Annotated in this window: 10 protein-coding genes; 6 read left to right on the top strand and 4 right to left on the bottom strand. The window is 38.6% G+C overall.

What is annotated here, in order from left to right; translation table 11 throughout:
* Positions 1–128 precede the first annotated feature (128 nt).
* Complete coding sequence (hemF, locus tag AS4_RS19565; protein ID WP_096735228.1) at positions 129–1,070, top strand: oxygen-dependent coproporphyrinogen oxidase; 942 nt, start codon at positions 129–131, stop codon at positions 1,068–1,070.
* Positions 1,071–1,744: 674 nt separating this feature from the next.
* A complete protein-coding gene (aroE, locus tag AS4_RS19575; protein WP_096735230.1) occupies positions 1,745–2,533 on the top strand; it encodes a shikimate dehydrogenase in 789 nt (262 codons plus the stop codon).
* A 79-nt stretch (positions 2,534–2,612) separates the two neighbouring features.
* On the opposite strand, the gene AS4_RS19580 is transcribed toward aroE, so the two are convergent.
* Positions 2,613–5,018 (bottom strand): hypothetical protein, encoded by a 2,406-nt coding sequence (locus tag AS4_RS19580; RefSeq protein WP_096735231.1) that lies wholly within the window; start codon positions 5,016–5,018, stop codon positions 2,613–2,615.
* Positions 5,019–5,252: 234 nt separating this feature from the next.
* On the opposite strand from AS4_RS19580, the gene AS4_RS19585 reads away from it, so the two are divergent.
* Positions 5,253–7,076, top strand: coding sequence for an acyl-CoA dehydrogenase C-terminal domain-containing protein (locus AS4_RS19585; RefSeq protein ID WP_096735232.1), 1,824 nt, complete (start codon positions 5,253–5,255; stop codon positions 7,074–7,076).
* A gap of 227 nt (positions 7,077–7,303) precedes the next feature.
* Here the strand turns inward: AS4_RS19585 and AS4_RS19590 are convergent, their stop codons facing one another.
* On the bottom strand, positions 7,304–7,789 hold the full coding sequence (locus AS4_RS19590) for a hypothetical protein (RefSeq protein ID WP_096735233.1): 486 nt from the start codon (positions 7,787–7,789) through the stop codon (positions 7,304–7,306).
* Positions 7,790–7,865: 76 nt separating this feature from the next.
* On the bottom strand, positions 7,866–9,020 hold the full coding sequence (gene hemW / locus AS4_RS19595; protein ID WP_096735234.1) for a radical SAM family heme chaperone HemW: 1,155 nt from the start codon (positions 9,018–9,020) through the stop codon (positions 7,866–7,868).
* Positions 9,021–9,138: 118 nt separating this feature from the next.
* On the opposite strand from hemW, the gene AS4_RS19600 reads away from it, so the two are divergent.
* Positions 9,139–9,600 (top strand): DMT family transporter, encoded by a 462-nt coding sequence (locus tag AS4_RS19600; protein ID WP_096735235.1) that lies wholly within the window; start codon positions 9,139–9,141, stop codon positions 9,598–9,600.
* 40 nt (positions 9,601–9,640) lie between these two features.
* The gene (locus AS4_RS19605) at positions 9,641–10,996 is read left to right on the top strand and encodes an MATE family efflux transporter (RefSeq protein WP_096735236.1); all 1,356 of its coding nucleotides are present in this window, start codon (positions 9,641–9,643) and stop codon (positions 10,994–10,996) included.
* A 92-nt stretch (positions 10,997–11,088) separates the two neighbouring features.
* Here the strand turns inward: AS4_RS19605 and AS4_RS19610 are convergent, their stop codons facing one another.
* Positions 11,089–11,304 carry a DUF1737 domain-containing protein gene (locus AS4_RS19610; RefSeq protein WP_096735237.1) on the bottom strand — a complete coding sequence of 72 codons (216 nt, stop codon included), beginning with the start codon at positions 11,302–11,304 and terminating at the stop codon, positions 11,089–11,091.
* Between the two features lie 199 nt (positions 11,305–11,503).
* Here AS4_RS19610 and AS4_RS19615 point away from each other — a divergent pair, with 199 nt between their 5' ends.
* Positions 11,504–12,802 (top strand): ABC1 kinase family protein, encoded by a 1,299-nt coding sequence (locus tag AS4_RS19615; RefSeq protein WP_096735238.1) that lies wholly within the window; start codon positions 11,504–11,506, stop codon positions 12,800–12,802.
* Positions 12,803–12,907: the final 105 nt, after the last annotated feature.

Raw genomic sequence — 12,907 nt, forward strand, 5'->3', positions numbered from 1 at the left:
GATTTTTTAGGCTCATTCGATTCATTCACACCATGTTCAAAACATGTCTTTATAATGACTTGGTTTTGTTTTTTTAGCGTTTTATGTTTTGATGTAGAAAATTTTTCAATTCTCCTTTGAGGATGATCATGCAAAACCCGACTTCTGCAGATATTCAACGTGTTCGTGATTTCCTGACAGATTTACAAGCTCGAATCTGCTCTGCCCTAGAGCAACAAGAAAAAATAGGCCACGGCACTGCAACATTTGAAATTGATGACTGGCAACGCCCTGAAGGAGGTGGTGGTCGTTCACGTGTTCTACAGAATGGTACTGTGATCGAAAAAGGCGGGGTGATGTTTTCTCACATCAACATTTCCAAACTGCCAGCTTCAGCAACAGAACGCCATCCGGCAATCGCTGGAGCCAAAGCACAAGCTTTGGGGGTTTCTTTGGTCATTCACCCAACAAATCCCAATGTTCCCACATCTCACGCCAATGTACGGCTATTTGTTGCAGAACCCGAAGGGCAAGCACCAATTTGGTGGTTTGGTGGTGGTTTTGACCTCACACCTTTTTACCCCAATGATGAAGACGTTTTATCTTGGCACCAAACAGCATTCGACCTGTGCGCACCGTTTGGTGAAGAAATTTATGCTGAACATAAACAATGGTGTGATGATTACTTCTATTTAAAACATCGTGATGAACAACGTGGTATTGGTGGTTTGTTTTTTGATGATTTAAATCAATGGGATTTTGAAAAGTGCTTTGAATATATCCAAGCGGTCGCAAATGGTTATTTAAATGCTATTTTGCCTATTTTTCAAAGAAATCAGGATAAACCATTTACACAAGCCCAACGAGACTTCCAATTGTATCGTCGCGGTCGCTATGTTGAATATAATTTGGTTTATGATCGTGGCACCTTATTTGGCTTACAAACTGGTGGTCGAATTGAATCTATTCTGGTCAGTATGCCACCGCTTGCAGCGTGGTCTTATCGCCCAGAATGGGATGAAAACAGCCCAGAAGAACGTCTCACTGCTCATTATTTAAAGCCTAAAGACTGGTTGTCGATATTAAAATAATCTCTCGCCATTTAGCTTTCATCGTGACCAAGCTATCTTGCATTCAAGATAGCTTTTTAACGTATAGCGATGAATCCTTCTGAGAAGATAGCGCTTGAAAGATTTACTCACAATTAAAATGAGAATAATTCACGATAAGGACACTTTTTTAATTTAATATATGCTCAAACCTGACTAAGATACCAACCTTAAAATTTCCTTAATTTTTTGATAAAGTCTTAGCATTTAAAGATTATTATAGCGGTAGAAACCAGAGGTAGGTATGAGGAATTTATTAGAAAATCACAAGGTTACACTTTCATTCAGTATTTTATTTTTATTAGCATGTTCCATTTCAACCACCATTATCTCTAACAACCATGTGTCTGACAGCATCTCAATTACTTCTAGTGTTGTTTTATCTGCTGGATTTCTTGTTGTTTTTGCTATGATTTTTCTTGATTTCTTAGAGTCAGTTTGCAATCCATAAAGTATCATTCTTGAAACACAACATTTCCCAAAAAACCTTCCTCTTAAAAACCAGCTTTAGCGCGATTAAAAAAGCGCTCTAAATCATCAATTTATTCAAATTTTAGCATAAGCTAAACCGCATATAGTTTGGTTGTATCATCCATTTTCACGTATATTGTCGAGATTCTCTAAAAATCAACACAATCAATACTTGGACATTTGGCATGAGTAAACTATTCGCAGTCATTGGAAATCCGATTGAACACTCTCGTTCACCTGAACTACACCATGCCTTTGCAGAAAAGACTGGTATTGATCTCAACTATGTAAAACGTCTTGCCCCACTCGATGGCTTTACTGCAAGTGTAAATGAATTCTTTGCTCACAATGGCGTAGGTATGAATGTTACTGTGCCATTTAAAGAACAAGCTTTTGCCTTATGCCAACAACTGACAGAACGTGCAAAAATCGCTAAGGCAGTCAATACGCTTTGGATGGAAAACGGCATTTTGCATGGTGACAATACAGATGGACAAGGTTTAGTCGATGCGATTAAAGCGCTAGACTGGACTTTAGAAAACACAGATATTTTGATTATTGGTGCAGGCGGTGCAACTCGCGGCGTGGTTTACCCTCTGGTAAAAGCGGGGGCTAAAAAGATTGTGATTGCCAACCGTACCCGTTCACGTGCAGAACAATTGGTGGCAGATTTACAAAGCGCTGTTCCTAAAGCAGAACTTTCCGCTTGCAGCCTAGATGAATTAGATGGGCAATTTGATCTTGTTATCAATGCGACTTCAGCAAGCTTAACGGGTGATGCACTGATTCTTCCTGAAACCTTAACCTTTCACCATGCTTATGAAATGGCCTATGGCAAACCTTCAAGTTTTATCGATCAAGCCAAAGCGCGTCAGATTCCAAGCTCAGAAGGCTTCGGTATGTTGGTTGGACAAGCCATCGAAGCCTTTTATATTTGGAATGGGGTTCGTCCAAATTTAAAAGATTTTCTTTAATCATGGATATGCATCTTTGATTAAAAAAACCATAAAAAAGAACCTCAATTGAGGTTCTTTTTAACCAAACCAAGACAAATTACTTTAACTTGGCATCACTCAAGATCTGATAGGTTTGCTTAAATAAATCATAATCAATAAATTCAGTCGCGTCTTGATCCAAGCCAGCCACAACCTGATCGTTAAATTTATTGTGTTTAAATGCAGTATAAGACTTGGCTAAAATCTTCGCTGTTTTAATAAAATCAGCGCGTTGCCCTTTTTCAATCTCATTTTCTGCTTCAAACTTCTGCATATAATATTGCGCAAAAACGGCTTCAGTGGTTTTGTATTTCTTAACTAAATTCTGAATTTCTAAAACACTTTGTTTATCTTTCCAGACTTTAGCCACGATCTCATCAACAGCATTTCCAAGTCCATCATCATATTGGTGGTCATCTTCCAAATGATGCTTTTTCTGTAAAGTTTGGATCTGTTTTAAAGCCTGACCTTTCGGATTGTAAATCTCTTCATCAGAATAAGAATAAGCATAAATCGCTGCAATTTCCTGTAAATCTTGAGCAGAGTATTGTTTGATTAGCTCAGGTTTTTCTGCAGTCAGTTTGGCAATAAATACGGCTTTATAGGTTTTTTCATAAGAACCCGTTTGTGTATAAACTTGTTCAGCCAACTGCGCTAACCGCTCATCTAAAGTTAAGTATTTTTGTTCTGAATGACTACCTGTATCACCTGAAACACCCGCAATACCGCCTACAGCTTGCTCCATAATGCTGCCTTTAAAGATATCTTTAAATGGTTTGGCTTGCTGTAAAACGCTCTGGTCGATCTTGCTGGCATTTCCATAATTAAGGAATTGCATATCCATCTTAACATTCAGTTTACGATTTAATTTATCAAAATCCACACCCAAATCATAATCTGCTTTTACCGCCCGGCCTTTGTTATCTAAAAACAGATCAACGATTAAAGGATTACGTTTATTTTTAGGCGGCAAACTGGCTTCAACTTCAGTATGATGTTGATTCCACAATTGTTTAAATTGTTGAGCATCAACCAACTGATCTTTAGCATAGCCTGTAAAGGTTTTGACAAGCGCTGCATTACTTTGCTGCTGTAAAGCTTTACTGGCTGAAGATGCATCATTCTTTGCTTCAGCACTTAAAACATCAATTTCATAATGATACTGACAATATTCCACATCACCAAAACGTGGATGAGCTTTTGCTTTTGTTAAGTCTTCACATTGTTGTTCAGTTAAAATTTTCTGACGCTCTGCTGATGCGTCTTCAGACTCAGCTTCAACGTTATCATCTTCCTGATCGACAACATCAGAAGCTTGGCTAGTGGCATAGTCTTCATCATCTTCAACTGCTTTTTTAGCCGCGTCTTGTGCATCTGCATAAACAGCGTCCACCTCTTCTTCAGACGCTTCATGAGATTGACGATTGACTGCACTATAAAGTTGATACATGGCGCTAGCGGCATCAGCCACTCCCGCATCATCAGTATTGATCCCCGCTGAGGCTTCTTCTACTGCTTTCATTGCAGCTTGTGCTGCATCGTTAGCAGCATCGCTTGATTGGCTTTCTCCAGCAGTATCTAAGAGTTTTGCAATATTTGTAGGACTCAATCCAAGCACTGAATTCATGAAATATTGACGATTCACTGTAGAATACAATTGCCCTTGCAAAAACATTTCTTCAATGCTGGTATTTAAGCGGATTTTTTCAACCACACCCGCTTGCTTCTCAGCTGAACTCACTGCAAGATTTTCAATTTGATTCGGAGAAGCGATCAAATAAGAGGTTGCGCCTGATTGTTTAAGAAACTCAACCAAGGCTTTTCCATTTACCTTGGCAATATCATTTTTGTATTTAGAGAAATCATAATAGGCATATTTATTCTGATCTTGTGTATTGGCCAAATAAGGCATTAAAGAAAAAATATGAGTATAAAATTTATAATTATTCAGATCCAATACTGTAGGAACACGCATTTCCACAGAAAGGTTAGGTTTTTTATACTGCGTTTCTAAGTTAAACGATGCCATTTTCTGACGATAATTCACAGTTCCATCATAACGAATCTGTATATCATTCACGATATTTTGTACAACATCTGCCCCAATACCAACAAAGCGATTTGAATACTTAGAATCTTGCTTAGCAATTGCTTGATAAAGTTCTTTTTTCTGTGCATCGGTTAATTTGATTTTTTGATCTCTTAGATACTGATTGACCTTTTTTTCAATTGTAGGATCTAATTGCTTTGTATCAGCTGCGTTGGCTTTCTGAGCGCTATCAAGTCGAACCTTGACTTGTCCACGATAATCAAAATTTGGATATTCATATAAGGCATTAAAGCCTTGAATTGCACGTTGCGGAGCGTCTTGATCTGCATTTAAAGCATTGCTTTTAATCACATGTGTAGAACATGCTGATAAACTCAAACCCAATAAACACAATGTTAATTTTTTTAAATGCATGATAGATCTACCCACTTGAATATTATAATGACAATAAAAATAACAATGAAACAATAAAAAAACAAAGTGTACAAGACTATCAAAAAATCAACAAATTCACATGTGCTTTTTCTACCAAATTCGCATTTCTGACAATTTTTTTAGAGAGTCTTATCAATGTAATTCCCATATGATTATGAATAATGAAGCTATAGATTGAAAATCCAAAACTATTTTTAAATTAGGATTAAACACATGCCAGCATATAAAGCGCCGCTCCGTGACATACGTTTTTTAATGAATGAAGTTTTTGACTATTCTGCACATTATAAAACACTATCAATTGGCGAAAATGCCGATGCTGATACTGTCGATATGATTTTAGAAGGTGCTGCAGATTTTTGTGAAAATGTACTTTCTCCACTGAATCAATCTGGTGACGAAGAAGGTTGTCATTTTAAAGATGGTGAAGTCACGACACCAAAAGGTTTTAAAGAAGCTTATAACCAATTTATTCAAGGTGGCTGGCAAGGTCTGTCTTATCCTGAAGAGTTTGGTGGTCAAGGTTTGCCGATGTCATTAAACCTGATCAAATCTGAAATGATGGGGACTGCAAACTGGTCATTCACCATGTACCCAGGTTTGAGCATGGGATGTATGAATACCATCCTGCAATTTGGTACAGACGAACAAAAAAATACCTATATGCCACACCTGACTGCGGGTACATGGTCAGGAACAATGTGTCTGACTGAACCACAATGTGGTACAGACTTAGGTCAAGTAAAAACTAAGGCTGAACCTAATGCTGATGGTACTTATGCAATTACAGGGACAAAAATCTTCATCTCTGCCGGTGAACATGATTTAACTGAAAACATTATCCATATCGTTCTTGCGCGTCTTCCAGATGCACCCGCAGGTACTAAAGGTATTTCATTGTTTATTGTGCCTAAATTCATCCCTACAGCTGAAGGTACAGTGGGTGAACGTAATCCTGTGACTTGTGGTTCTATTGAACACAAAATGGGGATTCGTGCATCTGCAACTGCAGTATTGAACTTTGATGGCGCAACAGGTTATCTGATTGGTGAAGTGAATAAAGGCTTACATGCAATGTTCACCTTCATGAACACAGCACGTATTGGTACTGCTGTACAAGGCCTTGCTCACGCGGAATTATCATTCCAAGGTGCTTTACCATACGCAAAAGACCGTATGTCTATGCGTGCTCTATCTGGTAAAAAAGATCCAGATAAAGTGGCTGATGCAATCATTCACCATGCTGATGTACGTCGTATGCTTTTGACTCAAAAAGCATTTGCAGAAGGCGGTCGTGCCATGATTTATCATGCAGCTCAGCTTGCAGATAAAATGACTGATGCAATGTTACAAGGTGATCAAGCAAAATTTGAAGAATATGATGATAAGCTTGGTTTCTATACCCCGATTCTCAAAGGTTTCTTAACAGAAATGGGACTTGAATCTGCGAATTTGGGTATGCAAGTGTTTGGTGGTCATGGCTATATCAAAGAGCATGGCATGGAACAAATTGCACGTGATGCGCGTATCTCTACCTTGTACGAAGGTACAACTGGTATTCAAGCACTTGATTTAATTGGTCGTAAAGTACTGCTTTCATCTAAAGGTAAAGTGGTTCGTGAATATACCGCTGAAATCTTGAAATTCTGTGGTCAACATGCACGTAACAAATATATGCGTCGTTTTGCCTGGGATTTAACCAAGATCTGTGCGCAATGGAATGCTTTAACTGTTCGTATCATGCTTGCAGCTCGCAAAGACCGTGAAATCGTATCATCTGCTTCTGTCGATTTCCTGATGTTCTCTGGTTATGCAATGATGGCTTACTACTGGGCGCAACAAGCAGCAGTCGCTTCTGAAAAATTAGCGTCTGGTAATGGTGCTGAAGTTCCTGAGTTCTATAAAGCAAAAATCAAACTTGCAGATTTCTACTTTGAACAATTATTACCACGTTCACAAGGTCATGCTGAGTCTATGGTGAATCCATCTCGTACCATGATGGCACTTGATGCAGAACATTTTAGTTTTGATTACTAAAATTTAACTTTTCGAGAAGAAAAACAAAAGAGCGCTGCGGCGCTCTTTTGTTCATTTAAGATATGGTATTACAAGCTGCACTACAGTGATATTCATTCACTTTTATCGGAATCACAGTCTTAAAAACCCGTAACTTAAAGATGCCCTTAAGCAATCACTTTGAGGTTTTAATGCCTTTAAAAAAATTGATCTGTTTAAAAGCCAACAAAAAACTCTGTCATCCCCCACTATTGAGTTTTAGAAGCGGGTTGAGTAATGGTTTTAATCAACTTAAATCGATTTTTTTCGAGCAAATAAAAACGTGTGGTCACTTGATCCACTGCATAGTTTTGATCCATATGCTCTTCTTGTGTGACTAAGAGACGGCTGTTTGGACGTGTTGCAATCACATCTTCAGTCCGTTCCTCACCACCAAAGCCATCCGCTAAAAGCTGACCCGTACGTTTATTGACAAAAGAATAGACTCTACATCCCCCGCCACAACCCCACATGGTGGTGACATATTCACCGGCAAAATCTGGTTTTTGTGTTAATGCATCTCTCAGTCGAGTACGAAACATATTGGCGCTTGGGTCTGAAAGATCAAGTTTCGCAGTCTTGCCTGTATACACAGCTTTCACAGGATAGTCGCTAAATTGGGGTACAACGTTTTTTGCATATGCCAGTGAAATGCTTGCCACAGCAAATAACATACTGATTAGAAACTTATTCATTGTGATGACCTTAACTTTTAATAGATTATTGTTTTAAGTCAGATCATAACAAAAGCTAAATTGTTGTGCTGTAGATTTATAGAAACGCTTCCAGCACAGAATTTAAAAATACATGACCTTGCGCTGTACATGCTAACTGTGTGTCATCATTCAACATCAATTTACGCTGTTTTAATGAACCAATCACCTGATCTAAATCAGACAAATTCAACCCTGTACGTTCAGGATACATTTGCGCATGAACACCCTCATTTAAACGTAAAGCATTCATCATAAATTCAAAAGGCATGTCTTGTTTTTCAATCCGTTTAAATTGCAAATGTTCAGCCGGCACTTTGGCTAAGTAGTCTTTAGGCAAACGGGTTTTTTGAAAACGGTATACGCCATCAGCTTGGGTAATTTTGCCATGTGCCCCTGCCCCAATCGCTAAATAATCGCCAAATTGCCAATAATTTAAATTATGTGATGACGGTTTTTCTTTACGCCATGCAGACACTTCATAATTGATAAAGCCATTGGCCTTTAAATATTGCTCACCCTGTTCTTGAATGGTTTCCAGAACATCATCTACAGGCAAAATAGGCTGAGTGCGGAAAAAAACCGTATTCGGTTCAATGGTCAATTGATACCATGAAATATGGGTTGCCCCATTTTCGACTGCAAGTTTTAAGTCATATAAGGCTTGTTCTAAAGTCTGTTCTGGCAAACCATGCATCAAATCTACGTTGACGCGTTGAAAACCCGCTTGTTTGGCATGTTGAATGGCGGAAACAGCATCATCATTGGAATGGATACGCCCCAGCTTTGTTAAATGATCAGGATTAAAACTTTGCACCCCAAGCGATAAACGATTAATTCCAACATCTAAATAATCTGCAAAAGGATCATGTTCAACCGTCCCTGGATTGGCTTCCAAAGTAATTTCACAATCCTGCTCAAACGGGACTAAAGCTTTTAGCTGGGTAAAAAGCCACTGATAACCTTGTGCAGAGATCAATGACGGGGTTCCACCACCAATAAACACACTATGAATTTTACGTCCCTGAGCAAAATCCTCTTGGGTTTTAAAGTCTTCAACCAATGCCAGTAAATATTCTTGCTCTAAATCTAAAGACAGCTTCCCATCGGGTACAGCATGTGAGTTAAAGTCACAATACGGACACTTACGGACACACCACGGCATATGGATATAAAGCGACAAAGGTATATTTTGAGGTGTTAAATCAGTCAAAGAAAGCTCAGAACAAGTTTAGAGAGTGATTATTTTAACATGACTTCTACCATCCGATTAGAACAAGTCATCAATTTGCTTTAGACTGAACATTAACAATAAAAGTAGATGAAGAAGAATGCTGAAATTATCGAGTCAATTATTGTTCCTTTTACCACTTACGATGGGTATTGGCATTGCCATGACCTTTCAAACTGCAATTAACACTCAATTGCGTGAATATCTGCATTCTCCACTACAAGCTGCCCTTTTATCCTTTTTAGTTGGTACACTATTGCTCGCTATTTTGGTGATTGTACAAACTGAACAAAGACCAACCCTTTCAAGTTTAGCAGTGATACCTTGGTATCTTTGGCTAGGTGGTTGCTTAGGTGTTTATGCAATCAGTATGAGCATTTATACTGCACCAAAACTGGGTTTTTTAACCCTGTCAGGCTTAATTATTTTTGGACAAATTGCAATGTCGATGATCGTTGACCAATTTGGACTACTGGGTACAGATAAAACGCCAGTAAACTGGCAACGTCTTTTAGGTGGCGTGGTGATTTTTATAGGTGTGCTTCTCACTCTACAACGCTAACCAATCTATTTTCTAAGCACATTTAAAACGAGTATTTACTGTGTCTGCATCGATAAAAGCCACAACTACCCGCTTTGAATTAAAGCAACTCTTTAACTTAATGCTCCCAATTTTAATCACTCAGTTTGCTGCCGCAGGCTTTGGATTGATTGATACCATTATGGCTGGGCATATGTCTCCCGAAGATCTTGCCGCAATTGCTGTTGGTGTAGGTTTATGGATTCCAGTCATGCTGCTGTTTAGTGGCATCATGATCGCAACTACACCTTTAGTGGCAGAAGCCAACGGTGCGCGTACCCCAGAAAACATCCCTTCGATTGTTCGCCAGTCTTTATGGGTTGCCTTATTGCTGGGTATTATTGGCATGCTGGTTTTACAGATTATTCCTTTATTGTTGCCTTTGGTTGGTGTGCCTGAATCTTTATTGCCTAAAGCCAGTTTGTTTTTACATGCGATTGCTTTTGGTATGCCGGCTTTTACCATGTATTCAACATTACGCGGCTATTCAGAAGCTTTAGGCTACCCTCGCCCTGTCACAGTGATTAGCCTTGTTGCGCTTGTGGTGCAAATTCCGCTGAATTTTATTTTTATGTATGGGATTGGGCCGATTCCACACTTGGGAAGTGCTGGCTGTGGTTTTGCAACAGCTTTGTTGCAGTGGATCATGTTCATCACGATTAGCATTTATATTTTAAAAGCCAAACGCTACCAAGCTACACAACCCTTAAATATGTTTGAGAAAATAGACCGCGTACTGATTAAACGTATCCTCAAACTGGGATTACCGATTGGTTTGGCGATTTTCTTTGAGGTCAGTATTTTTAGTACAGGTGCAATTGTACTCAGTCCGCTTGGTGAAGTTACTGTTGCAGCACATCAAATTGCCTTATCTATCACATCGCAATTGTTTATGATTCCGATGTCATTGGCTTTAGCGCTGACCATTCGTACAGGGACGTATTATGGCGAAAAGAATTGGTATGCGATGCGAAAAGTCCAGAAAGTTGGATTAATGACCAGCACCCTATTTGCCTGTATCACCATGTTACTGCTGTTGATTTTACGCCCTCAAATTGTGTCTGTTTATACCAGTGACTATGATGTTTCCCAAGCAGCAATATATTTAATTTTATTTGCGATTGGCTACCAACTTATGGATGCATGGCAAGTCAGTGCTGCGGGTTGTTTACGTGGAATGCAAGATACAAAAGGCCCAATGTGGATCACTATGCTGGCCTACTGGATCATCGCTTTCCCTGTTGGAATTTATTTGGCTCGCTATACCGATATGGGCGCCGCTGGGGTATGGACAGGACTGATCATTGGACTGACCATTGCCTGTGTTTTATTATTAACGCGTCTGTATATGAACAATAAAAGGTTGAGTCAGGCTTAAATTTCAAATTTTAAAAGCGCTTATATTGAATGCGTTTATCTAAAAATAATGCTGTTTAAATACAGCATTATTTTTTATAAGTGTACTTTATTTTACTCAGATTGAAGCTGATAGGCTTGCTGAAACTTTTCAGACATCTCAGATTCATTGCCAACCTCTTTTACGATGGCTTGCCCCACAATGACATCAGTTCCATTAAACGTCATCGTTGGAGAACCATATAACTCATAGCCGTCATTTAAAGCTTTACTGACCCGTGCACAGAAATTCACATCATCCTTACCAGTTATATAACGATAAACTTTCATGATCCAACAACGATTAAAATATTGAAGAATATTTTAATCCAAAAGCACTGAGAACAAACCAATAGCATGCTGGATATTTTAAGATTAAAAATAGCCAAGTAGAAACAAACGCTTAACAAATTAGAGTAGGCAGTTTAACAATAGTCGCCTATGATCAAAATGAATTAAACGTTTAATCCCAATTAAAGGATGGTTACGAATGTCGAAAAGTACCAGTACCCCAGGTCGCCGCTTTATGAAACTTGCGAGTATGACTGCAAGTATCGCGACGAAAACGGTATCAAATTCAATTCGTAACTTTAATGCGGATGAAGAACAAAAAAATGAAGCCCGCAGTAAGCTGTTCCAAGATATTGGTGTTCAAATTGCAGATACCTTAGGAGAAATGAAAGGTGCTGTGATGAAAGTTGGTCAAATCGCCTCGCAATATAAAGATATCTTTCCACCTGAAGTCGCACGAGCAATTGCTAAATTACAACGTCAAGCACCTGCAATGCCATTTGCCGAAATTAAACAACAAGTAGAACGCGAGCTAGGCAAACCGATTGATCAAACCTTTCTGCATTTTGATGAACACCCCTTCGCAGCAGCATCTATTGGCCAAGTTCACAAAGCCATGTTAAAAAATGGCACTGAAGTTGTGGTCAAAGTACAATATCCTGGGGTAGATGAAGCATGTGAAAGTGACTTAAAACAGGTTCGTTTGGCATTACGTTTAATGGGTGTTTTAAAAGTAGATAAAAAATTACAAGATCGCTTATTTAAAGAAATTCAAGACAGCTTACATGAAGAACTCAATTACGAAATTGAGGCACAAAACTTACAAGTTTTTAGAACATTCCATCAAGCTTTGGACACAAAAATTATTATTCCCAAAGTGTTTACAGACTATTCGAGTCGTCGCATCTTAACCCTAAGCCTTGAAAAAGGTGAAAGTATTGAAACTGCAAGTACTTGGGATTTATCTGTGCGCAATGAAATTGGTCGACGCTTAATCTTGGCATTGGGTCAACAGATTTTCTTCTTAAAACGTTTCCATTGCGACCCTCATCCTGGCAACTTTGCTTTCCGTGAAGATGGCAGTGTGATCATTTACGATTTTGGCGGTGTAAAAACCTTATCCAATGAAATCATTACTCATTTTAAAGCCTTGGTCAGAGCTGCACGAAAACAAGATATTGTGACGATTGAAGAGCATTTAACCGTTTTAGATGCACTGGCTGAAAAAGGTAAATTTCCAGTAGAGTTATATGAGGCATGGCTTGAAATTTTATTACGACCATTGACCACACATTATGATTTTGCTGAAAATTCAGCACATCATGATGGCATCAAACTGGTGAAAAAATCATTGAAGTATTGGGATGTATTTAAACCATCACCAGATACCTTAATGGTAAATCGCACGATTTCAGGACAATACTGGAATCTGATTCAACTTAAAGTCAATGATAATTTAAAAGATCTCTTTGAAGAGCTGGTGCCTTTACAAGACTAAGTTCTATTGATGTTTTTTATTGAAGTCGATTGCATCCAATTCATTTAAAAGTGACATGATCAATGCATTCATTTTAAAAAATTTCGTTATGCACTTCATCTAATT

The sequence above is a fragment of the Acinetobacter guillouiae genome (assembly GCF_002370525.2).
GTDB classification, from domain to species: Bacteria; Pseudomonadota; Gammaproteobacteria; order Pseudomonadales; family Moraxellaceae; genus Acinetobacter; species Acinetobacter guillouiae.